The sequence below is a fragment of the Bacillus sp. JJ722 genome, from assembly GCF_036963345.1.
GTDB lineage: Bacteria > Bacillota > Bacilli > Bacillales > DSM-1321 > Bacillus_AD.
The window spans coordinates 33259-56479 of sequence record NZ_JBALMO010000070.1 but is presented as its reverse complement, the minus strand read 5'-3'; the positions used below and the strand labels follow the sequence as shown (position 1 = coordinate 56479).

23 protein-coding genes and 1 pseudogene are annotated in these 23221 nt (G+C 34.5%); 4 read left to right on the top strand and 20 right to left on the bottom strand.

The features are described from left to right. The first annotated feature begins 429 nt into the window (after positions 1-429). Positions 430-666 (top strand): hypothetical protein, encoded by a 237-nt coding sequence (locus V7014_RS10420; RefSeq protein ID WP_335506814.1) that lies wholly within the window; start codon positions 430-432, stop codon positions 664-666. A gap of 199 nt (positions 667-865) precedes the next feature. Here the strand turns inward: V7014_RS10420 and V7014_RS10415 are convergent, their stop codons facing one another. The 7 genes from V7014_RS10415 to V7014_RS10385 form a co-directional block, all read right to left on the bottom strand. Then, positions 866-1846, bottom strand: a complete 981-nt coding sequence (locus V7014_RS10415; RefSeq protein WP_335506812.1) for a quinone oxidoreductase family protein — start codon at positions 1844-1846, stop codon at positions 866-868. A 170-nt stretch (positions 1847-2016) separates the two neighbouring features. After that, positions 2017-2529: a GrpB family protein gene (locus V7014_RS10410; RefSeq protein ID WP_335506811.1), complete on the bottom strand. Its 513-nt coding sequence runs from the start codon at positions 2527-2529 to the stop codon at positions 2017-2019. 28 nt (positions 2530-2557) lie between these two features. After that, the gene (locus V7014_RS10405; RefSeq protein WP_335506809.1) at positions 2558-3022 is read right to left on the bottom strand and encodes an NUDIX hydrolase; all 465 of its coding nucleotides are present in this window, start codon (positions 3020-3022) and stop codon (positions 2558-2560) included. Between the two features lie 113 nt (positions 3023-3135). Beyond that, a complete protein-coding gene (locus V7014_RS10400) occupies positions 3136-4317 on the bottom strand; it encodes a DUF418 domain-containing protein (protein WP_335506807.1) in 1182 nt (393 codons plus the stop codon). 289 nt (positions 4318-4606) lie between these two features. After that, complete coding sequence (locus tag V7014_RS10395) at positions 4607-5494, bottom strand: M23 family metallopeptidase (protein ID WP_335506805.1); 888 nt, start codon at positions 5492-5494, stop codon at positions 4607-4609. Positions 5495-5679: 185 nt separating this feature from the next. Continuing rightward, positions 5680-6036: a DUF3147 family protein gene (locus V7014_RS10390; RefSeq protein ID WP_335506803.1), complete on the bottom strand. Its 357-nt coding sequence runs from the start codon at positions 6034-6036 to the stop codon at positions 5680-5682. Further along, on the bottom strand, positions 6027-6443 hold the full coding sequence (locus V7014_RS10385; RefSeq protein ID WP_335506801.1) for a MarR family winged helix-turn-helix transcriptional regulator: 417 nt from the start codon (positions 6441-6443) through the stop codon (positions 6027-6029). The genes V7014_RS10390 and V7014_RS10385 overlap by 10 nt, the downstream gene beginning before the upstream one ends. Positions 6444-6587: 144 nt before the next feature. On the opposite strand from V7014_RS10385, the pseudogene V7014_RS10380 reads away from it, so the two are divergent. Next, a pseudogene (locus V7014_RS10380) lies at positions 6588-7108 on the top strand (Tn3 family transposase); the annotation flags it as partial. A 350-nt stretch (positions 7109-7458) separates the two neighbouring features. Here V7014_RS10380 and V7014_RS10375 read toward each other — a convergent pair. The 12 genes from V7014_RS10375 to V7014_RS10320 all read right to left on the bottom strand — a co-directional run bounded on the left by V7014_RS10375 (position 7459) and on the right by V7014_RS10320 (position 20907). Then, complete coding sequence (locus V7014_RS10375) at positions 7459-8226, bottom strand: IclR family transcriptional regulator (protein ID WP_335506799.1); 768 nt, start codon at positions 8224-8226, stop codon at positions 7459-7461. Between the two features lie 51 nt (positions 8227-8277). Next, the gene (locus tag V7014_RS10370; RefSeq protein WP_335506797.1) at positions 8278-9054 is read right to left on the bottom strand and encodes a fumarylacetoacetate hydrolase family protein; all 777 of its coding nucleotides are present in this window, start codon (positions 9052-9054) and stop codon (positions 8278-8280) included. A 100-nt stretch (positions 9055-9154) separates the two neighbouring features. Continuing rightward, positions 9155-11332: a malate synthase G gene (locus tag V7014_RS10365; RefSeq protein WP_335506795.1), complete on the bottom strand. Its 2178-nt coding sequence runs from the start codon at positions 11330-11332 to the stop codon at positions 9155-9157. 140 nt (positions 11333-11472) lie between these two features. Then, complete coding sequence (locus tag V7014_RS10360; RefSeq protein ID WP_335506793.1) at positions 11473-12942, bottom strand: FAD-linked oxidase C-terminal domain-containing protein; 1470 nt, start codon at positions 12940-12942, stop codon at positions 11473-11475. After that, positions 12939-14288 (bottom strand): (Fe-S)-binding protein, encoded by a 1350-nt coding sequence (locus tag V7014_RS10355; RefSeq protein ID WP_335506791.1) that lies wholly within the window; start codon positions 14286-14288, stop codon positions 12939-12941. Before V7014_RS10355 ends, V7014_RS10360 begins: the two co-directional genes overlap by 4 nt. A 1-nt stretch (position 14289) precedes the next feature. Next, positions 14290-15615, bottom strand: a complete 1326-nt coding sequence (locus tag V7014_RS10350; protein WP_335506789.1) for an FAD-binding oxidoreductase — start codon at positions 15613-15615, stop codon at positions 14290-14292. A gap of 428 nt (positions 15616-16043) precedes the next feature. Next, positions 16044-16442, bottom strand: a complete 399-nt coding sequence (locus tag V7014_RS10345; protein ID WP_438824902.1) for a hypothetical protein — start codon at positions 16440-16442, stop codon at positions 16044-16046. Between the two features lie 226 nt (positions 16443-16668). Next, on the bottom strand, positions 16669-17097 hold the full coding sequence (locus tag V7014_RS10340; protein ID WP_335506785.1) for a hypothetical protein: 429 nt from the start codon (positions 17095-17097) through the stop codon (positions 16669-16671). Positions 17098-17212: 115 nt separating this feature from the next. Continuing rightward, entirely contained in the window at positions 17213-18631 is a 1419-nt protein-coding gene (locus V7014_RS10335; RefSeq protein WP_335506782.1) for a M3 family metallopeptidase, read from the bottom strand. Between the two features lie 180 nt (positions 18632-18811). Beyond that, the gene (locus V7014_RS10330; protein ID WP_335506781.1) at positions 18812-18955 is read right to left on the bottom strand and encodes a hypothetical protein; all 144 of its coding nucleotides are present in this window, start codon (positions 18953-18955) and stop codon (positions 18812-18814) included. Positions 18956-19011: 56 nt separating this feature from the next. Further along, a complete protein-coding gene (locus tag V7014_RS10325; protein ID WP_335506779.1) occupies positions 19012-19758 on the bottom strand; it encodes a sulfite exporter TauE/SafE family protein in 747 nt (248 codons plus the stop codon). 240 nt (positions 19759-19998) lie between these two features. After that, positions 19999-20907 carry a LysR family transcriptional regulator gene (locus V7014_RS10320; RefSeq protein WP_335506777.1) on the bottom strand — a complete coding sequence of 303 codons (909 nt, stop codon included), beginning with the start codon at positions 20905-20907 and terminating at the stop codon, positions 19999-20001. A gap of 128 nt (positions 20908-21035) precedes the next feature. Between V7014_RS10320 and V7014_RS10315 the strand changes: the two genes are divergently transcribed. Next, positions 21036-21788: an SDR family NAD(P)-dependent oxidoreductase gene (locus V7014_RS10315; RefSeq protein ID WP_335506775.1), complete on the top strand. Its 753-nt coding sequence runs from the start codon at positions 21036-21038 to the stop codon at positions 21786-21788. Positions 21789-21884: 96 nt separating this feature from the next. Next, entirely contained in the window at positions 21885-22628 is a 744-nt protein-coding gene (locus tag V7014_RS10310; RefSeq protein WP_335506773.1) for an SDR family NAD(P)-dependent oxidoreductase, read from the top strand. A gap of 98 nt (positions 22629-22726) precedes the next feature. Here the strand turns inward: V7014_RS10310 and V7014_RS10305 are convergent, their stop codons facing one another. Then, positions 22727-23179 (bottom strand): VOC family protein, encoded by a 453-nt coding sequence (locus V7014_RS10305; protein WP_335506771.1) that lies wholly within the window; start codon positions 23177-23179, stop codon positions 22727-22729. Positions 23180-23221: the final 42 nt, after the last annotated feature.

The window sequence follows — 23221 nt, the reverse complement described above, 5'->3', positions numbered from 1 at the left end:
ACCGCCCCTCCTTTCGTAAAAAATACAAATTTCAACCCTATAACGTACATTTCTCGTCATTTGTGACATGTGTGTAAAAATATTTTTAAAATTATTTATTCCTTTAGAAAATTTAACATTGAGCAAGTTGGCAATACAAATCTATTCACACAAAAAAAAGACTGTACAGTGGACAGTCTCCATTTATTTTACATAATTGAAACCATTGATTAAATGTTATAATACCCTACCTATTTCAAGAACGCTTGAAATGCTCCATGATTAAAATGAACCTATTTCAACCTTCTTCCATATTCAAACCCTCTTTTTTATAACACTGTATTCGTAAACTTGTTGCTTTTGGTAATAGATTATAGAAATGTTATAATTGTAGTAATTAAATGGTATATGTTTATTTACAGATAAATAGAATAAAAGGGGGGACTTGCTTTGTATTTGATAATATCGATTATTTTATCGGGTATTTTAGGTTTGCTTCTACTTATGATGGGTCCTTTGTTTGGTGGTATCCTTGCTTTCGGCATTGTTGTAGGTTCCTTGTTTAGAGGACTGTACCTACTAAATGACATCCATAAAAGGCTATCAAAAGTTACACCAAAACCAGATAAAGTAAAAGAGGCTTATGAAAACTATTTGAAAGAGAAAGAAGATAAAGACCTAGGGTAAAGAATTTTCTCTATCCTTTTTAGTTTACACAGCACCCCTAAACACATTCACTCATTTGTTCGCCTCCTTGAAAACGCGTTATATCAACCTTTTTATAGTATGTTCAAGAAACCACAATCTTTACGAAAACAGCCTTTTATAAGGATTTATAGCTCGTTCATTTGTTGATGCAACACCCAAGGAGGTCCCAATCGTTATATCATTTCGATACATCCAATAAAATTTTCCCTAAACTGTTTCTACTCTCAATTAATTTATGGGCATCTACTGCTGCGCTTAAGGGGAAGTGATTGCCGATATGTATATTTAATGATCCATTACTTATTAATGTTAATACTTTCTTTGCTGTATCTTTTAAAGTTTCAGGTTTATATTTTCTAGTAGTTCCTAAACTATAACCAAGAATCGATCGGCAGCTCGAATGTAAATCACTTGTTCGAATGACTCCTGCTTTACCACTTGAATTGCCAAACTGAATTAAACGTCCGTATTTAGCTAAACATCCTAGACTTTTTTCAGTTGTTATTCCGGCGACGGAATCTAATATAATGTTTACACCTTTTCCATCGGTAATCTCATTAACCTTTTCAGTAAAATCTTCGTCTTCATAACAAATTACATGATTTGCTCCTGCATGTAATGCAACAGGTACTTTATCTTTATTACCGACTGTACCTATAATATTTTTCGCACCTAAAAACATAGCTAATTGAATGGCTGTTGTTCCTACTCCACCAGCTGCTGAATGAATTAATATGGTCTCCCCTCGTTCAATACGAGCAATATCAACAAGTAATTTATATGAAAGAAAAGATACTGTTGGACAAGCTGCTGCGACATCGAAAGAAATATTATCAGGTAGTACATATGTTAAGCTTTCATCAGCTACAGCATATTCTGCATATGAACCCGTTGTTGGAAAAGCAATCACCCTATCACCAATTTTTAAACTATTTACACTTCTTCCAATTTCCACGATTACACCTGCAGTATCAAGTCCTGGTATATAAGGAAACTTTTGATGACCTTTATTTCCATACCTTGATTTTACATCAGCATAATTAACACTACTTTTCTCAACCTTTATTAAAACCTGATGATCTTTTAGTTCTGGAATACGTACATCAATATATTTCATCACTTCAGGTGATCCATATTCTGTCACAACTATTGCTTTCATTTCTTATCCCTCCCTTTCACCTTGCAACTCAATTGTAAGGCTACAAATTTATAATGTATATTACATAAATCTTATAATAGGCTATCATTTATTCTTATTAAGCACTTCATTTCATCTAAAAAAACGATAAATGAACTATTATAAGACTCATTTATCGTTTTTTACCGTTATTAAATTTCTTCTTTTGCTTTTTTAATTATACTTTGAATAAATGATTCTTTTGCCTTTGTATATGAAACCCTATCATTACGATACTTTTGAGCTAGTTCTATTTTCAATTGATAATACTGTTTTAACTGAACAGGATGGGTCCTTAAGAAATCTCGAAACAAAAGATTGTTGATCCATTCTTCACTTTCATACTTGTATACATGCAAATGGTGTGTTCCTGCTCTCCACTTCCCTTTTCGAAAAAACCTTCTACTTGGAAACTCCTTGTGAAAAACATATTCATAACCTATATGTTTTAATTTTTCTATGGATTCCTCTACTTCTGAAAGTTCGTGAACACCCATCATGATATCAAGTGTTGGTTTTGCTCCCAACCCTTCAATAGATGTACTTCCAATGTGTTCAATTTCAATTGCATGTTTCCCAACAATTCCTTTTAAAAGCCTTTGCTCCGCTTGAAATTGTATTGCCCATTCTGGTTGATACGACTCAATAATAACAGGACTTTCCATCGAACACACCTCAAACATGAATAACAAATTATTTTTCTATAAAATGTTGCGTATTGCTTGGTAAGTTATTTAGCGCTGTTTTTAAAAACTCTGGATAAAACTTTATTTCTTTAAGTTTCTCAATTGGAGCCCACTGAAAAATAAATCGTTCCCCTTCAACTCCATAAAATGGTTCTTCAGTAAATAGCAAAGAGGTTTGATTGGATGTAACTTTATAATAAAAACCTATTTCATGAAAGTTTTTCTCCGTATATTCAAAGAAGTTTTCTGATATCCATACCAATCTCTCAATTGTTACATCCACCCCTAACTCTTCACGAAATTCCCTTTCAATACCTGCTTGTGTTTCCTCGCTCAATTGAACTCTTCCCCCAGGAAGTAACCAATGATCATCTTTAACATCCTTATGTATAAGGACGTGCCCATTCTCTATCCAAATTCCAGCTACACGAAAATTAAAAACAGCTTCATCAGTTTTATAAACTACATCCATTGTATTCATTCCTCTCTGTAGATGAATCCTAACTATAATATCGCTACAAAACTGACATATATTTTGTAAGTCGCCTTATTTACGTTACATATCTAAACTAACTATTAAACAATCTAACTCACTTTATCAGCACTATTTTTAGATAATTGCTTTACATTTCCATTAAACGAAAAATTCGTCCACATTCTCAATATTTGCTCAATTGGACCTCTTTTAAAGTATCTTATATAAAGTGTACTTAGTCCACATTGAACAGCAAATATAACTAATCCTAAAATAATACTATTAAATACACCCATACGAGCAAAATATCCTAGACCATAGCCATAAAATACAAATGTACAGATGACAGATTGCATTAAATAATTTGTTAATGAAAGTTTACCTACACTTTCAAATGCCGAAAACATAAAATTTCTACTATATTTTGAATATAATAAAGCAAAAAGCGAAACATAGCCTAATGCAAGCATTTGCCCTCCCATTTGCAATAGAATAGCGGACCAAGCCTCAATATTTGAATTAAATGATAAAGCTTTCAGCGCCAATCCTACCGGTATTAGGATCGATCCAATGACGTAAAAACGTTTTTCTTGAGTTGGTTGCTTAAAAAATTGTATCTTTGCCATCCCCATTCCAATCAAGAATAAAGAAATCATTGAAAATGGAGATAATACTATAAGAAGAAATACATACAATGGATCATCAAAAACTGGAGGCATCACAGTATTGCTAAACTCTAAAATTTCTGAATAAGTACCATTTTGATAAACATCGTTTGCTTTTTCTATATATTGCTGCATTTCAACTCCATCATCATTCGATTGTTCATACATTCCATATCCAAATGGACTCGTTAAAAAAAAGAAAATAGCTCCCCATATAAACAACGTTTTCGGTTTTCTATAAACAAATGGTAATAACATAAACAGCATCATCCCGTAGAAAAGTAAAATATCTCCTTCCCATATATAAGTGCTGTGAATGTATCCAATTACTACTAAACCAAGTGCTCTACGAACCAAATGCCACCTTGTTTTTTCTCTTCTTTTCTTGATTGCTTCTACCAATTTTATTAGTGAGTAACCAAATAAAAGAGTGAAAATCGGTAAGAAAGAATATTCTACTGCAATTTGAATAAAACGTAATGAAATAAAGTCAAGCTTTGATAAAGTACTCACATCAAGTTCTTGCTTTCCCCATATTCCATATTGAAATATCAGCAAATTGGCAAGTAAAATGCCAACTAAGCTAAAACCTCTAAGACTATCAATTAACGTTACACGTTTTGTCATTTTATTCCTCCCCTTACTTAAAATCAGGTATAGACCCCTGATTCACTATAATCCAAGTACAGATTAACAAAGCGTGCTCTAAAATTTTTGATTATTATTGCTTAAATGAACAAATTTATCCAAGAATGGGTTTTGTTAGAGTAATATAATAGACGATGTATTATGTAATTAATCTATATTTACAACATCTGATACGATCTTATTTTGTAAATAACTTAACATCTTTTATCTTATAGCTTTATTATTTGATAGCCCAAGTCCCCATTCAATTACTAAACACTAAGGTAAACTAATATGTATAAGGGGTAATTACCTCACCTTTTTCCGGCATCGAATCTCCATCAATACCTTTGAAGAATAATGGTAGCCCTTCAGCTAAAATAGGATACAAAACTTTTGTTGGATTTTGTCTTTGATAATGAATATGTAAATGAGGTTCTGAAGATGAACCGCTATTCCCTACACGTCCGATTAAATCTCCTGGCTTCACATGCTCCCCTACTTCTACAGCTACACTATCCTTTTTCAAATGATTAAGTAACAGATATGTTCCTGTTTCATCTATTTTAATGTACACGTGATTTCCTTCCATAGAGATAAATTCTTCTGAACCAGGTATTATGTCTGCTTCATCATCTGAGACAGCAACAATTGTTCCAGAAACAGATGAATAAACTTCTTTATTCCATATTCCATAATCTTCGTTATGTTTGCTTTTTATATCATATGGTTCCATGACTAAATCATACGCCCATCTCTCCGATGAGCATGTAACATGAGAAAAATTATTTTTGGTATGATCACCACCCCAACCTACAATTGTTTGTTCAGATAAAGGCCAATTTGTAGTAATTGATGGTTTAGAATGTTCCATATCATTTGGATAAGCAACTTTGATCATATTCATTGTCATTAAGAGAGGTAAAACTAATACTGTATTTACAACAATATTAAGGTATAACTTTTGCCTCATTTTCTTTTTAACCATAAAAACAATAAGCAGAACAAGATCCATTACCAACCCTAACATCCCTATAATTGGTAAAACCATTTTTAGTATTGTCCATGAATAAGCTCCAACTAAATCACCAATAAAAAAGACACTAAACCATAATATCAAAATGATTCCTATTAATATACTATTAATGAAGCCTATTGTATTCATTCCATTTCTCAATTTAATATCTCTCCCTACCTAATACATTCTATGGTGCTTAAGTGTAGTGTGAACATTCAAAATAAATTAACTATATCTTTTGAGTAGTATTTGTAAGCCTGAATTTCGCGTAAGACTTTTGACGTAGAGTAGCTTAAACACATAAAAAAGCTGTCAAAAATGACAGCCTTCATATCTTTCCTTCGTTAGCTATGAATAAACAATAATTTTACATATTTAAATATATACTCTTGAACGAATAAGGAAATTAACCATCCCCCTACGCCCATACCAATCGAGAAAAATAAAGAAATTGAATGTTGCAATGCTATATATACGATTAATAGTAACACAGCTGTTGCAGGAAATCCCCATAAAACACCTGTTACAAACTTACTTAATACTGTAGTTTCTTCTCCTTGTACATACAACCAAATTATACTGAGTAAACTTACTAAAGGAAGCGCTGCAATAATTCCTCCATAAGAAGGAAACCTTCTGGATACCTCCGTTACGATACCTATGACTATTGCTGACACCATTATTTTCGCAACTACATACATTTTTTCGCTTGCTCACTTAAAATTTTTAAAGCTTGCTCTATAACTTTCTTATCATCTTCATTTAATTCAAGAAAGATCTTCGCTAATTTTTCTTCATCAAGACTTGTATATCGATATAATACTTCTTTACCCAAATCGCTCAAAGATAAGATTACTTTTCTTTCATCCAATGGTTGTCTACTCTTTATCAAATACTCCTTCTCAATCAGTCTTTTAACATGTTCAGATGCTGTATTATGAGACACCTGTATATACAATGCAATTTCATTTACTCCTACATTTTTCTCTTTCTCCACCAGTTGAAGAATTCGTACTGCTTGGTGAGAAATTTTTTCTTTATGAGTGTAATGGAGGTAAAAATATATATCTGTCCAATATTTATTTAATAATGAAATGTTAGTGTTCATTTGACTACTCCTTTTCCAATATCGTTTTAAACGATTATATCGTAATTAGCGATATTTTGAAAAGCTTTAACTTATTTTTTTAAAAAAGAAAAAGCATGTTTTGAAAAGTGGTTGTCAAAACATGCTTTTTATCATTTAGTTCGTAAGCGAAAAGTACCTGAAGAATCACCGGTGGACTTTATTTTAAAGCGTTGACAAAAACACTTATATGAGGATGACGGTACAATCAATCGTCATTATTATGAAATGGCCGTCTTAACTGAACTAAGGGAACATGTTCGGGCTGGTGATCTTTCCATTGTGGTCAGCAGACAGATTTTGAGGAATACTTGTTTTCAGAAGATACATGGAATCAAATGAAGGGAAATACGAGGTTATCAGTTAGTTTATCATTCGAAGATTATTTGACGGAGAGAACCAGTAGCCTTAACGAAAGACTAAAGTAGTTGTCTGCCAATTTCAACAAGTTAGATGGGGTTTCTCTTGAAAAAGGGAAACTGTCAATTACACGCTTAGAAAAAGATGTTCCAGAAGAAGCAAAGAAATTTAGTGCAAGTCTTTATCAGATGCTACCAAGAATAAAATTAAACGATCTACTTATGGATGATTCCCATATAACAGGATTTCATGAGCAATTTACTCATGCTTCTAACAATCGAAAACCTTGCTTTATCTATTGTAATATTCATTCTCATTCCTAAAAGGGTAGCCATGATAATGATCGTTTCTTCTTTATCTATTAATAACTCTCGGACTGTTAATGATAAAAACAATATATAGCCCTTCTTTTGAAATGTTGAGGTTTCTGTTTTTTCGACAATAAAATAGTTAATAAAGCTGCGTTTCCTAGGGGAGTGTTTCCTTCGCTCACAAGTAGGATAATTTTGGTAGGAAAGAAGAGTAGTTCATGCTCTAGACCTTTATTTCCCTCATGTATCATTTAGTGACTGAATAAAGCCTCAGGTCAAAGACAAAAACCCCTAAATGAATTTAGGAGTTTAAATGAAACGAACCTTTATGGTGCATATCCTAGTCGGATCGAAATTTGTTTTCCGACTTGTATCATCCGTTTTTGCAATTGTTCTAATCGTTGATCTGTCATTCGTATGGTTGTTCCTGATATGCTTACTGCTGCGATCACTTTTCCTAAATGATCGAAAATAGGTGCTGCGATACATGTGATGCCATATTCATTTTCCTCAAGGTCATATGCGCATCCATTCTCTTTGACCTTTACCAACTCTTTCATGAATTCTTCTTTATCCGTGATGGTTCGATCTGTATGTACTGGCATACCTTTTTGGTGAAGGATAGTTGAGACCACATTTGTAGGTAAGTGTGCAAGTATGGCTTTGCCAACTGAGGTACAGTGCATCGGAGCCCGTTTTCCAACTCGGGAATGCATTCTTAACAACTCATTTCCTTCTAACTTCTCAATATAGACGACTTCACCTTGATCATACACGACAAGGTGAATGACTTCATTTGTTTCATTTTCAAGTTCTTTTAGAAAAGGCTGTGCTTCAGTTCGCAAATCAATTGATTCTAATAGCTTTGAGCTGATTTCAAGAAATTTATATCCTAGTTTATAGCGACCTGTATCTGGATCTTGTTCAACATAACCATATTGAACGAGCGTTGATAATATACGATAAACCGAGCTTTTATTTATATCTATTTGACTAGCGATCTCTGTAACACCAAGACCACCTTTTTTTAAGCTTAAAATTGTAATAATATCTAGTGCTCTACTGACTGATTTGACCATGTTTTCTCTTTCCATAATTTATCACCTCCATTCATTATATCAGTTTTCTAAGAAAATTTTTGATAATTAGGATTTAACATTTTCCTTGGCTAAGACAAATGAATTTCGTAAAATTCCGATTCCTTTTATGCTACATTCAATGACATCACCAGCATTTACAAATTCCGCACCAACTGGACTTCCAGTTAAAATGACATCACCTGGCTTTAATGTCATCACATGAGATAGATAAGATATCATATGACGAATAGGAACAATCATCAATTGTGTTGAACTATTTTGTTTTTCCACACCATTCAAGTGTGCTTCTACTGCTACATTAAAAGGATCAAGCTCTGTTTCGATTACCGGCCCTAACGGTGTAAAAGTATTAAATGATTTTCCGACCATCCAATGACCCGCACTATGGAAAAACTGTGGTGCAGTCACATCATTTGTGACGGTGTAACCGAATATATAATCAGTAACCTCTGATTCAGGTACATTCTTTGCCTCTTTTCCAATGATAATAGCTAATTCTGATTCAAATTTCACTTGATCAATACCTGCTGGAATCACGATTTCATCGCCTGGTCCAATTACAGAAGAAGCTGGTTTAAAGAAAAACACAGGTATTTCCGGTAGTTCTTCTGGCAGCTCATCTTTATGTGAAACATAATTCGCACCTATACCGATTATTTGATTCGGTTCAAGCGGAGCTAACAAGGTAACTTCGTTCAGAGTAAAAAGAGTTCCTGTATACGTCCAACTTGAATAAATATCCCCTTTAATTTCTCGAATTGTTTCATTTTCAATAATCCCTTGATATATTGTAGAATTTGCTCTAAATCTAATAAACTTCATTTTGATTTCTCCTTTATCTTTGTAAAATAGAGAAGGTGTCAAACAAAAGCAAAGCTTTTCGAGACACCCTCTTACCATTACTTCAATGGTTATTTTAATACTATTGTTTCACTGCAAATTTCTCTTTTGCTTCAAGACGACGGCGATGTAAAATTGGCTCTGTGTAGCCATTCGGCTGATCATAACCTAAGAAAACTAAATCACATGCAGCTTGGAAAGCAACTGAGTTATCAAAATCAGTGCTCATTGGGCGGTACTCTGTATCACCTTCATTTTGTTGATCTACCAATTTAGCCATACGTTGCAATGATTCTAGTACTTGTTCTTTTGTAACAATCCCGTGATGTAGCCAATTTGCCACATGTTGACTAGAAATGCGCAGAGTTGCACGATCTTCCATTAACCCGACATTATATAAGTCAGGTACTTTTGAGCAACCTACACCTTGCTCTACCCAACGAACAACATAACCTAGAATACCTTGTGAATTGTTATCAAGCTCTTCCTGGATATCTTTTGCACTCCATTGTGGATTTTCCGCCAAAGGAATGGCTAGAATATCGTCTCTAAGATTAGTAGCTTGTTTAAGTAAATCCTTTTGTACACCTGCTACATTCACTTGATGATAATGTAAGGCATGTAATGTCGCCGCAGTTGGAGAAGGAACCCAAGCTGTATTAGCTCCTGCATGTAAATGCCCTATTTTTTGCTTTAACATTTCGGCCATCAAATCCGGCATTGCCCACATGCCTTTACCTACTTGGGCACGACCTTGGAACCCGGCTCCTAAGCCGACAAATACATTTGATTTTTCATAACTTTGCAACCATTTTGATGATTTCATATCGTTTTTGCGGATCATTGGACCTGCTTCCATCGACGTATGCATTTCATCACCAGTACGATCTAGGAATCCAGTATTGATGAACGCTACACGATCTTTTACTTCAGAAATACATTTTTTTAAATTCAAGCTAGTTCTGCGTTCTTCATCCATTACACCAATCTTAATTGTGTGGCGCTCTAATCCAAGCATATCTTCAATCCGATTAAATAATGAATTGGAAAAGGCTACTTCTTTAGAGCCGTGCATTTTAGGTTTTACGATATAAATGGAACCTTTAGCTGTATTGCTGAATCTACCATTTCCTAACAATGTGTGCTTAGCAATTAAACTAGTAATGACACCATCGATAATCCCTTCATAAACTTCATTACCTTCTTGATCTAAAATAGCGTTAATAGTCATTAAATGCCCTACATTACGGACAAATAATAATGAACGACCATTTAATGCTAACTCCTTACCTTGTGGAGATGTGTAGTAACGGTCTTCATTCATTCTTCGAGTTAATACTTTATTCCCTTTTTGGAAAGTAGCCTCTAAATCACCTTTCATCAGTCCTAACCAATTACGATAGACAAGAGCTTTATCCTCTGCATCAACAGCCGCTATGGAATCTTCACAGTCCATAATTGTAGTAACAGCAGATTCGATTAAAACATCATTTACACTAGCTTGATCGTCTTTTCCGATAGAATCATTACGATCGATTTGAATTTCAAAATGTAAACCATTATTTTTAAGTAATAGCGCAGTAAGTTCTTGTGTTCCACCTTGGTATCCAACAAACTTCCCCTCATCAATTAATCTAGTTGTATTTCCATTATTTAAGACAACCACTAACTTTTCTCCATCTAAGCGATATTCAGTAGCTTCTGAATGAGAAGCGTCTTTTAGTGGTGCAACTTGGTCAAGGAATTGTTTTGCAAATTCAATAACTTTTCCACCACGAATTGGGTTATAACTTCCCCCTCGTTTTGCACCATCTTCTTCACTAATAGCATCTGTGCCGTATAAAGCGTCATACAAGCTTCCCCAGCGTGCATTAGCCGCATTAATTGCATATCTCGCATTATTTACTGGAACTACTAATTGAGGACCCGCTTGCAATGCGATTTCTTCATCCACATTCGTTGTACCGATTTGAAAATCTTCAACCTCATCTTCTAAATAACCAATCTCTTGTAAAAATGATTTATACTCATCGCTATTAAAATGACTGTTTGTTTTATGCCATTCATTGATTTTACTTTGTAGCTCATCACGGAAGGCTAACAATTGTCTATTTTCTGGCGTTAAGTCTGTAATGATTTTTTCGAAATCAACCCAGAATTGCTCGCTAGTTAAACCACTATCAGGAATGGCCTCATTGTTAACAAAATCATAAAGCTCTTTGCCCACTTGTAAATTACCTACTTTTACATATTCACCCATGAATGATCCTCCTCTTATTCAAGAAAAATAGATTTCTTTTGTTTCTTATTACAAAACATTGTTTTTATTTGTTACAAAAAATATAGTGTAAATATTATAAAGGTTTCAATAATTCACCTGAATTATTTTTATATTCATAATTATATCGATCTTAAAGATGCTTCCTTTGCTTTTAGCTCTTGTTTAATTTCTACACATCGACCTGGCGTCGGAAACAATTTACCTGCGTTTAATAAATTATCGGGATTAAACACTTCTCGAATATTAGTTTGAGCAATTATTTCTTCATCAGTAAAGACAAATCGCATTTCTTCTCGTTTCTCAATACCGACACCATGCTCTCCAGTAATCGTTCCACCTACTTCTGCACACACATGCAAACATGCACTACCTGCAGCCAAAGCCGATTCCGATTGTCCGGGAATTCTCGCATCAAATAATACTAAAGGATGTAAGTTACCATCTCCAGCATGAAAAATATTGGCGATCCGTAAACCATATTCCTCGCTAATATCTTTAATCCTTTGCAAAACTTCTGGTAATTTACTTCGTGGAATGACACCATCCTGTACCAAGTAATCAGCAGAAATAGCTCCCATTGCACCGAAGCCAGTTTTTCGATTTGCCCACCAGCTTGCACGTTGCTGCTCATCCTGTGCTACCTTCACTTCCCGTACATTTCTATTACGGCAAACAACTAATATCTGCTCAATTTGCTCATCAATGCCTGCTGCAATACCATCAACTTCGATTAATAATACAGCTTCAATATCACGTGGATGACCAACAGGGAAAGCAGCTGATTCTACACCTTCAATCGCAGTTGCATCCATCATTTCAAGAGCGGCAGGCACGATGCCGGATGAAATAATATCTGAAACAGCTTGGCTTCCATCCTCGACATAATCAAAATATGCCAATACCGTTTGCTTCGCTTCAGGATTCTTTAAAATACGAACCGTGATTTTTGTCACAATTCCCAATGTTCCTTCCGAGCCTGTCAATAATCCTAACAAATCATAACCAGGTTGATCAGCAATTCCGTCAGTACCTATTTCGATTATTTCACCATTTGGTAAAACAAGCTCAAGACCAAGGATGTGGTTGGTTGTCACACCGTATTTTAAGCAATGTGCCCCACCCGCATTTTCAGCGACATTTCCACCAATTGTACAACAAGCTTGACTTGAAGGATCTGGAGCATAATAATAGCCTTTATCTGAAATCGAATTGGTTAATTTTAAATTAATATAACCTGGTTCGACTACAGCACGACGATTCTCAAAGTCCACACTTATTAATCGTTTCATTCGCACTAAGCTAATAATTACTTCACCATTTAACGGAATCGCCCCGCCACTTAAACCGGTGCCGGCACCTCGTGCTAGGAAGGGAAGATTATTCTCATGACAATATTTCACAACTGCTGCAACTTCAGTATTATTTTTCGGAAATACAACCGCTCTTGGAAGTGCCTTATAAATCGTAAATCCATCACAATCATACGCCATTAAATCTTCTTCATGGTATAAAATCGAGTAAGGACCACTTACTAATTGTGCCAAGCCTTGAACATGAATATCTTTAGTCTTTAATTTACGTACAGTCATGGCCGATCCTCCCCTATAGCATCTTCTTTCTGGTAAGCCCAATCAAGCAATTGAATCGTATGCACAATTTTTTGATTGCGACCATATTTTTGGACTCCCATTGCCATTTGTAGCATACAACCTGGATTGCCCATTGAAATCATTTCAACATCTTCCGGAACAGAAGCCATTTTACTTTCCAACACAGCGGAAGCCATCTCTGGATTTGTAATATTATATACGCCTGCACTTCCACAACAACGATCAGAATTAGGCATCACAACCATTTCCACACCTGGGATATCGAGTAATAATTCACGAGGCTCCTTACGTACACCTTGACCGTGGGCTAGATGACAGGCATCATGATATGTGATTCTAGTGTTCATTTCAGCTTTAGGCTTTTCATAACCAGTATCATATAAATATTTTGAAATGTCCTCTACTTTTGCAGCAAATACTTCTGCCTTCGCTTGCATGTCAAGATCTTCCTTGAATAATTCTGGGTATTCTTTTAGCATACAACCACATCCAGCTGCATTAACAATAATGGTGTCGGCGTTTTCAAAAGCCTCCATATTTTGCTTTGCAAGCTTTCTCCCCATATCTCGATCTCCGGCATGTACATGTAGAGCTCCACAACAAGTTTGTGCTTTAGGAATTGTCACGTCATTGCCATTACGCGTTAGTACATTGATGGTAGATTCATTTATATCGCTAAACATAACATCCATTACACAGCCAGTTAATAAGGCAACTTCTCTTTTTGTTTCACTTTTAGCTTTAATGACATTTTCATTTTTATATTTTTTTCGGACGGTTTGCTTTACCTCTGGCATGACGGCTTCCATTTCAACTAAATGCTTAGGCATAATATTCATTAATCCCGTTTTACGAGCCACTTTCTGTAAGCCACTTTTTTGATAAAATTTCAGTAACTGCCCAACAGTGTTTAAACGATTAGGGTGAGGGAAGAGTCCTTCTAGCATCATCTTGCTAACTGCGCCTTTCATTCCTGTTAGAGGTACAGCTTGACGGACCTGTCCGCGCGCTTCTTCAATTAATCCACCTACATCAACATCAGCAGGACAAGCGGTTGTACACGCTCGACAATCTAAACAAGCAAAAACCGGGTCCATAAACTGCTCATTCAAATTAATTTTTCCTTCTGCAACGGATTTGATCAAGTGGACTCGTCCTCGAGGTGAATGTTGTTCTTGACCAGTAATTTCATATGTTGGACAAGATTCTAAACACATTCCGCAATGTACACAATCGGCCCATTTACTCTCATCAGGTGCGTCACTATAAATATAATTGCTTATACTCGTATTTGAACATGAGGGTTCCTTGTTTATCACATTCATCTTAAAGCCCCCCTACAAATCTCTTATAATTAAGAACGTTATTTGGATCAACTTTAGCTTTAATTCCTTCAAATAAAAAGAAATGCGCTGGTTTATCTCCATATACATCAATTCTTTGACGAAGTGTAAAAGGAAGATGTGTTGCCACCACATAACCACCTAATTCCACAATAAACGCCCTTAATTGAAGAATTGCTTCCTCTACTTCTTCAACACTACCTTTCAAATATACTGAACAGATACCATGACCTAACCCGCCATGAGCTTCCAATGAAATTTGCTGAATTTCGTGTAATGCCTCGATCTTCTTCATAGCAAGCAGAACATCTAAGTTCTTGACTCCAATTTTTAATGCCGCAAAAGTATCATTCTGATTTTCTTTTAAAATACCATTTGGTCCACTTCTAGAAAGGCCTTGCCAAAAAGAAGTGGCTTCATTGTCTTGTAAAATAGCCATACCGCAATGCTTTGGTTTCATTTTTTGAATAGATTCGACTTGATAATCTACAGAGCTTGCCACATCTTCAAAGCTAATAGCTAATGTATGCTTTTTCTGCTGAGTCAAGCGATCTGAGATACTTCTATTTAGTAATTCAAGCGAAATCGGCTCAAGTTTTGAATCTAATAGACTCGTAGCAAAGTAACGAATTTCTTCAAATTCACTATCCTCAAAAGTCAATAAAATAACATTCTCCTTTTTTGCTATTGGACGAAGCTTTAATGTGATTTCTGATAGAATCGCTAACGTACCCATAGATCCAATAAATAGCTTATTCATATCGTATCCTGCGACGTTTTTTACAACCTTACCACCTGAACGAATGATTTTCCCATCCGGATAAACAAGTCTCATTCCAATGACTGAGTCACGGGCAGATCCATATCCTAATCGTTTTGGTCCACTATCATTAGCTGCGATAATTCCCCCAATGGTCGCATTCTCCATCCATCTCGCATCAAGGGCAATCATTTGGTTATGTGTAGCTAAATATGATTGTAATTCTTGAAAAGGAGTGCCTGCTTTGACTGTAATTGTCATATCTCCAACGGTATGTTCAATAACTCCTTTATATTTGGAAAGTGACAGTAAAATATCACTATATTGAATGTGTCCCCCATACCCTCGCTTCGTTTCACCACTAGCGACTACAATCTTCTTACCATGATCATTTGCATATTTCAACACGTTAGAAATTTCATCTTCTGTTTGCGGATAAACCGTGACCATACCACTATTCCCTAGATAGTGGTGCTCCTGATCCTGACAAACAACCTGATTTTCCGCCATTAATTCTTTCAAACCATCCATCATATCTACACCAGTCACTTTTGCACCTCCTCTTTGTTTCTTATTACCAAACACTGTTTCTATATTTGATCAAAAAAAAGCAGTTACAAATCTATACATACATTTAATCATCCCGATTTATAAATATCAATATATTTTTGTAAAAATAAGAAAAAATATCCAATATAGTTATTTATCAAGTGGGTTTAAATGATGGATTATTTAGGTCAGTCAAGTCTGATTGATAGACCCTAATAAAAGGATTCTAAAAATGAGAATCCTTTTATTTGAATGATTATGATTGTTTGACTTACAAACAAATTCAGTAGTATTTTGCCTACTTAGGGAGCGTCATTTTAATGTGTTAAAATAATTTATTTTTTTGAAATATCAAGATATATTCCATTTTATTATGTCCTTTTAGCAAGGTGGAAATCCTCGCTTGTTGCACTTTGTTAATTACAGAATTAAAGGATCATAACATTATCAAACTTAACCATTGTTGTTCCAGGTTTATAGTTTCCTTCATCCGGCACATTAGACTCCCCGTTTATATTATTTATTATATTTTTTATAAAGTTTTGCCCCATTTCATGTGCATGTGGATATCCCCCACCAAATCTAGGGTTAATTTCGGATTCAATATAGCCATTTTCAGTCTTAAAACAGTCAATATCGATTGGTCCTAATGGTTTAAGAGCACTTATAAGCTGTTCAATAACTTGTTTTAACTCAGGGTCCTTTATTGCTATTGATTTGTCCGTTTCACCAGCTCTCATTATGATCTTTTTCTTCATAAATAGATTTGTAATGTTCTTTGTGATCAGGTCTATGTAGCAATCAATACCATATTCTTCTCCCGCTATGAAGTAACTTTAAGAATCACCAAACTAGCGCTCCCTTTTCTAGGCTTTATAATTAAGGGGAAATGGAGTTTTTGATTATTTAGATTATTTATTACTTCTGCTATATCTAAGTAGGTTGGAAAAGCAGGTATACCGTTATTTTGTAAAAATGTATAAGTATGATACTTATCGAAACATATATCTACAGTATCTCTATTTGAAATTATTACACATATAGAATCCTTTTCTAAATCTTCCTTCCAATTACTTTTGCTATAAAAATAAAAGTATTAGCAACCATAGAAACTCCTGGTTCTAATATTAAGGTTGGCTTGTTTTCATAGGAAGCGAATTCATGATTCATCACCTCACATATAGCTTCAGCATAATCATCAAAGGAAGGCGCGTTATTATGGAAGGTTTTTGGCAACCCGCCATAGATACCACCTCCTACATCTATGAACTTCAGGCTCTCTATGATATATTCCTTAGCTATTTGACATAATTTTTCTGTTTTTCTCTTATATGATTCAACACTTCTAGTCCTTGTCGAAAAATGTCCATGTAATCCTATAATCTTTATATTTGGTATTCTCTTCAACTCACATATAGCTTCATGCAAGCTTCCGTTTTCCGTACAAATGCCAAATCTGCTTTTTTCATAAAAAACCTCCACATGTAGTATGTAAGGAGATTATCTCATGGGTTATTTACAAATTGTAGGTGGGGAATATTTGACGCTTACTTTAGTTCTACGGTTCTACAACATGTAGTGAGAAGCCGTGTCTCATTTAAGTTAACTTTTTATACTGATCGATATCCGCTAGTATTCTTTGTAATGACTGTTCCCAAAACTCAGGCTTTGAAATATCTTTATCAAAGTATTTTTTAACCAACTGCTCTATTGGGATAGAACCGGTTTCCCTTAAAAATTCTTTAAACTTCTGAGGAAATTCATTATTTTCTTCAGCTATGTCAATTAATCCAATACTTAGCAAAAATCCAAATGAATAAGGATAATTGTAGAATGGCGTATCCGCTTGGTAGAATTGTTCGTATTTAATCCAAACAAAAGGTTCATATTCGCTTAAACAATTGTCATAAGCCTCTTTTTGACAGTCTAACGAAAGTTCTTCAATATGCTTTGCACTTAATGGGCCATTTTTTCTCCTCTCATAAAATTTTCTTTCAAATAAATAAGCCCCTCTAATAGACATCAAGTAATTTAAACTACGCTTTATTTTCCAGTCAATTAGATCCTTCTTCAACCTTTTATCTTTCGTATCATCTATCATGAAATCAATAAAAACTGTTTCAAAGAAAATAGAAGCTGTTTCAGCAGTAGTCATTTCTAAAGTTTCCTCTAAAAAACGAAAAGATCCAATATTTTTCAACTGTTTAAAGTGCCAAGCGTGGCCTAATTCATGTGCTAGAATTCTAGCACTTTCTATACTATTATCGTACTTTACAGATATTCGTGACTCTCCTTCATTAATAAAGGGAGCGCAAAAACCACTTGTGGACTTTGTACTGCGCGGTTCTGTATCTACCCACCTATTATGAATAGCATACTTCGAAAAATCAGCCATTCTACTATCAATCTTATTTAAAGCCTTTACAATTTGATCAATTGCGACAGAAAAATCAATTTGATACGGTACTTCCTGTGACATAGTCATAAATTCATGCCATGAAATCTTTTCCTTGTTTTTTTCTATTGCTTTTATTTGCAGAAACTCGCAAAGTTTATGTAAATTTGATTCAACCACATCCCACATAGTGTTTAAGGCTGTTTGAGATAATCCATTCATTTTTAAGGATTCCTGAAAATAATCAGAAGTATTGATTTGATTTTCATAAAGCCTTGTACCAACCATTTGATTGTAAATAGAAGCAAAGATATTTGATTGTTTTTCTAACGTACAATTCAGCTCATTAAAAACCTGGATTCTTCCTAATTGATTTGAGTGCGATAATGATAAATAAATAGCATCATAAAATGTGAGACTATATTCAATATCTTTGTTTTTATTTGTAACAATCATATTGGAACAAAATTGGGAGTAAATATCTTCTAGTCCTTTTAATGTTTCTCGAGTAAAATTTGAAACACTTTTATCCTGCTCTATTAAACTCTCATTGCATAATTCTGAAAGAAAATCTTTTTGAACTATAGTTTTAGACCAAGCTTCAAATTGTTCTTTATTCAAATTCCTTATGTTGACTTTCCATCTAGAAATGATTAAATGGACTTGCGACTTTAAAAATGAAATCCTAGCTTTTAATATTGTTAGAACAGAAGCTTCTACCTCTTCTATTGTTAAACAATAATAATAAGATTCAATTGCATCAATTTGTTTAATTATTTTTGAAAGTGTGTAAAGATCCTTCTAACAAATATATTGAGATGTTGAGTTTCTCTCAATTTTAATCAACTTTTCTTTTAAATTATCCAAATGATTGTTTACTTGATCCATAGAGCCATCAAAAAACTTACTTATATTCCAACGAGTGGGTTCTTTAATAATTTCCATGATTCCAATCCCCTTCATTTTCTGCCAAAATTAGATGATTCGTATATTCATTAAAATCAAACGATTAATTTATAGCCTACTTGTCCAATTAATAAAATCATGATAGAAACCAATAATATTTTAGCTACTTTGATTGGTATATAGGGCAAAGCCAGTAAACCAATTTGAGAGCCAATTGCTGAACCAATTGCCATCGCTATTGCATAGTCCCATTGAATAAATCCGGTATTATAAAAAACTAAGAAAGCTCCAAAACAACTACCTAGAATGAGTACTCTCGTTAATTGCACGGCTTTTAAATAAGTCTCGTTCCTCCCCATATAATGTAATATTGCGAAAGTGGATGAACCAGGGCCAAATCCTCCATCATACACGGCTACGAAGTAGGGTATAAGATAGCTTCGTTCCTTTGTTAGTTTTTCATTTTTGTTATCTTCTGATGCCCATTTCTTGTTTGTTATTGTTGTGATGAAAGCGAAAATAAGCAGTATTAAAGCGATAATATTCATATTCGTTTCTGAGATACTTGAAGTAATCAATGCTCCCATAACCCCACCAACAAAGGCAATACTTACATTCGTTAAGATCGTCCTTAATGATATTTGCTTATTTCTCATTAAATAAAACACACTTGTACAAGCAGCAATACCAGAAGAAAATTTATTGGTAGCAATACCTGTTTGAATAGGAATTCCAACGAGTATCATTGCTGGTAGAGTAATTAACCCACCGCCACCTGCTAAGGTACCAATGAAAGCTGAAACAATTCCGATCAACATTAAAATAATTAAAAACTCACTCATTATGTGTCTCTCCTTGTTTGGAAAAAGAACTAAAATCAATTGAATTCAACAATCTCGGTTTCACTTCAAATAGTTTATAGAATTATGGGAATAATACAATAATTAATTATAGCCTTTCAAAATAAATCTGTCTCCTTCGGTAAAAAAAAAAGCGATTCCCCATATTGAAAAATCACTAACATTATTGATCATTTGCTAATGCTTTATAAAGTTTTCCATCAATCATTCAAACTGCTCTAACTAAAGATCTCCCATTTGGAATTCATGAATAAATCTATTTACAAAATGCTTGGAAATAGAAGATTTTTCTGTACATTTCGATCGTACCCACCCGATTTTAATTGGACTTTGTTCAAAATTATCAATATCGATTGAAACAATATCTCCATTCTTCACAAAAGGTGAATTAAAGAATGAAAAATCATATCCACAAGTAATTGTTAATCCCTCACTTAACGCGCGGATTATCGCTACACTGTTATTACTCGTAAACATTGTATTCAACGGGCCAATTTTTTCATTAAAGCATTTCTTGAATTCATGGACGTAATCTTCATCATACAATACGAACAAATATTTCAATAATTCTTGAGCGTCTATGCTTTTTTGTGATGCCAAAGGTGAATTTTTTCCTGCTCCAATTACCATTTTCCCTTCCCAAAAAGGCTCAAAACGCAAATCTTTATCATTCTGTAACAAATCCTCTTTAGTCGCTATTAACCCTAGGTCGACCTTATTTTCTCTTATATCAAGCAAAATTTCCTTTGAGCTCTTTTCAGTTATCCGGAAATTCGTTCGTGGATAGTCTTTTTTGAAATTGGATACCGTTTTCACTAAAGAAATCATTCCTACTGGTATGCTGGCAATGCGTAATTCACTATTTTGAAGATCCGTATAGCCTTGTGCTTCTTCTTTAATTTCCTGAAGCTTTATAACAATTTCTAATGCTTTTTTAATGATTTTCTTTCCCTCAAGAGTAGGAATTGTACCTTGACGAGATCGAGTAAACAATTTCATGCCTAATTCCTTCTCCAAATTGGAAATTGACTGACTCAAAGCTGATTGAGTAACGAAGAGATTGTTCGAAGCAGCTAGTAACGATTTTGTCCGTGCTACTTCAACGATATACTGCATTTGTTCTATGTTCATATTGAACCTCTTTCTATTAGATTTTTTTAACTAACTATTAATTATATTAATTATACTAATATATATCTTAATGTTAAAATGAAAGTGCTTATAATAGTAGCATTATTCTGTAAAAGGGGATGTTTAATATGAGACTTAAAGGAAAAACAGCCGTTATTACCGGTGGAGCAACTGGAATTGGGAAAGCGACAGTATATAAGTTTTTAGAGCAAGGTGCTAATGTCGTTTTCACTGATATAAATGAAGAAAATGGTAATAAGACTTTAGCTGAAATAAATTCTATGCATGGCAACGTGCTGTTTGTTAAACATGATGTGCAAAAAGAAGAAGATTGGAAGCATGTCGTTGAGCAAGCTACCGAAAGATTCGGTCACATTGATATCTTGTTTAATAATGCAGGTCTATACAGAACAAAACCAATACAGGATTATTCAATAGATGAATGGAATTTAGTGATGGGAGTCAATGTAACTGGAGTGTTTCTAGGTATGAAACATATCGTTCCTGTGATGCGCCAACAACAAAAAGGTTCTATTATTAATGCCTCATCTATTGCCGGCATAAAAGGTAGTCCTAATCATGCTCTTTACGGAGCTAGTAAAGGTGCCGTTCGCAAAATGACGAAGGACATAGCACTGGAAGTTGCAGGAGACTCTATTCGCGTTAACTCCATTCATCCTGGTATCATCCAAACTTCTATGGGGGACGCAGTTGCAGCCGGAGTTAATGTAGCAACGGAGGAACTAGCTAGTGCAATCCCATTAAAACGATTAGGTACTCCAGATGATATCGCTAATCTTGTTGTTTTCTTAGCTTCTGATGAATCTAGTTTCATTACTGGAACAGAAATGTGTATCGATGGTGGCTCTTCAGCTCGATAAGCCATTTTTTATGCAAGAATAGTTTTTCAGGCATCTCGTTATAAGAAATCATTAAGTTTCACTTGATTCAAAATATAATAATAAGGGGTAATTATCATGAGATTTCAAGATAAAGTAGCAATTGTAACTGGCGGAGCAAGTGGAATTGGAGCAGTAACAGCACGTGCTTTTGCTGAAGAAGGAGCAAAAGTGGTTATTGCGGATTTTGCAGATGCAGGTCAACAAGTTTCTGATAGCTTAAATCAAGAAGGCTTCGATACATTGTTTGTAAAAGTGGATGTAACATCTGAAGAACAAGTAAAGCATTTAATCAGTGAAACGGTAAATAAATATGACAAGTTAGACATTATGTTTGCAAACGCAGGTATTGGAAATGATGGTAATATTCATGAACTAACTTATGAGAAATGGCAAAAAACACTTGATATTAACTTAAATGGTGTCTTTTTATCAGACAAATATGCCATTGAACAAATGAGACTACAAGGTCATGGCGGTGTTGTCATTAATACCGGTTCTATTCATAGCTTAGCTGGTAGAGAAGGTGTTACTGCATATGCTTCATCAAAAGGTGGCGTAAAATTATTAACACAAACATTGGGCGCTACTTATGCAAAGGAAGGTATCCGAGTGAATGCGATCGCCCCAGGATATATTGACACACCTTTACTTGCTGCGGCAGATGAGAACGCACGTAATTATTTAACCAGTCTTCACCCAATGGGTCGACTAGGTAAACCTGAAGAGGTAGCGAAAGCTGTTTTATTCCTAGCTAGTGATGATGCATCATTCGTTTCTGGTTCACTGCTAGTTGTTGATGGTGGATACACTGCCGTTTAAATGTAGAGATTACAACAATAAATGATTATAATACCCTCTTATAACAGACGAGAAATTACAAGTCTATTATAAGAGGGTTTTCTATTTCATAATAACTCTTAATTCATTTGTTCCCATTCACTTAAATACATACGTTCCTTAATTTGTTTTGGATTTTCTAATTTACAAATAAATTCTAAACTATTACCATCTGGATCATTAAAGTGAATTTTAGCATGCACGTAATTCTCATGAGGCATTACAAAAGGTTCAATTGGTTCAAATCCAAAAGCCTCTCTCGGCTTAAAACCTTTATTTACAAGCCATTCAACTGATCTTTTCAAATCCTCTAAAGAAACTTGAAAGGCAATATGCCTTAATGATGGATGATATTCAACTTTCACTTTATCTGTTTCCCATAACCCCAACCAACTTTTATCTTTTTCAATCCATAAGAATGCTAATCTGTCTTCAACCTTGTGATCGAATTCCAAACCAAGACCTTGATAAAACTCAATCGAGCGATTTAAATTACTTACCGGTAAATGCGCTTCGTATAACCCTGTAATCATTGATCCAATCCCCCTTTTCGATATTCAATACATTTCTAATCC

What these genes read in the sequence shown, in the direction of transcription:
- V7014_RS10415 (WP_335506812.1), bottom strand. Translation starts at nt 1,846, where the DNA reads ATGAAAGCAATAGTTGTGACAGAATATGGATCACCTGAAGTGATGAAA.
- V7014_RS10410 (WP_335506811.1), bottom strand. Translation starts at nt 2,529, where the DNA reads ATGGAAAGTCCTGTTATTATTGAGTCGTATCAACCAGAATGGGCAATA.
- V7014_RS10405 (WP_335506809.1), bottom strand. Translation starts at nt 3,022, where the DNA reads ATGGATGTAGTTTATAAAACTGATGAAGCTGTTTTTAATTTTCGTGTA.
- V7014_RS10400 (WP_335506807.1), bottom strand. Translation starts at nt 4,317, where the DNA reads ATGACAAAACGTGTAACGTTAATTGATAGTCTTAGAGGTTTTAGCTTA.
- V7014_RS10390 (WP_335506803.1), bottom strand. Translation starts at nt 6,036, where the DNA reads ATGTATGTAGTTGCGAAAATAATGGTGTCAGCAATAGTCATAGGTATC.
- V7014_RS10385 (WP_335506801.1), bottom strand. Translation starts at nt 6,443, where the DNA reads ATGAACACTAACATTTCATTATTAAATAAATATTGGACAGATATATAT.
- V7014_RS10375 (WP_335506799.1), bottom strand. Translation starts at nt 8,226, where the DNA reads ATGGAAAGAGAAAACATGGTCAAATCAGTCAGTAGAGCACTAGATATT.
- V7014_RS10370 (WP_335506797.1), bottom strand. Translation starts at nt 9,054, where the DNA reads ATGAAGTTTATTAGATTTAGAGCAAATTCTACAATATATCAAGGGATT.
- V7014_RS10365 (WP_335506795.1), bottom strand. Translation starts at nt 11,332, where the DNA reads ATGGGTGAATATGTAAAAGTAGGTAATTTACAAGTGGGCAAAGAGCTT.
- V7014_RS10360 (WP_335506793.1), bottom strand. Translation starts at nt 12,942, where the DNA reads ATGACTGTACGTAAATTAAAGACTAAAGATATTCATGTTCAAGGCTTG.
- V7014_RS10355 (WP_335506791.1), bottom strand. Translation starts at nt 14,288, where the DNA reads ATGAATGTGATAAACAAGGAACCCTCATGTTCAAATACGAGTATAAGC.
- V7014_RS10330 (WP_335506781.1), bottom strand. Translation starts at nt 18,955, where the DNA reads ATGGAAATTATTAAAGAACCCACTCGTTGGAATATAAGTAAGTTTTTT.
- V7014_RS10325 (WP_335506779.1), bottom strand. Translation starts at nt 19,758, where the DNA reads ATGAGTGAGTTTTTAATTATTTTAATGTTGATCGGAATTGTTTCAGCT.
- V7014_RS10320 (WP_335506777.1), bottom strand. Translation starts at nt 20,907, where the DNA reads ATGAACATAGAACAAATGCAGTATATCGTTGAAGTAGCACGGACAAAA.
- V7014_RS10315 (WP_335506775.1), top strand. Translation starts at nt 21,036, where the DNA reads ATGAGACTTAAAGGAAAAACAGCCGTTATTACCGGTGGAGCAACTGGA.
- V7014_RS10310 (WP_335506773.1), top strand. Translation starts at nt 21,885, where the DNA reads ATGAGATTTCAAGATAAAGTAGCAATTGTAACTGGCGGAGCAAGTGGA.
- V7014_RS10305 (WP_335506771.1), bottom strand. Translation starts at nt 23,179, where the DNA reads ATGATTACAGGGTTATACGAAGCGCATTTACCGGTAAGTAATTTAAAT.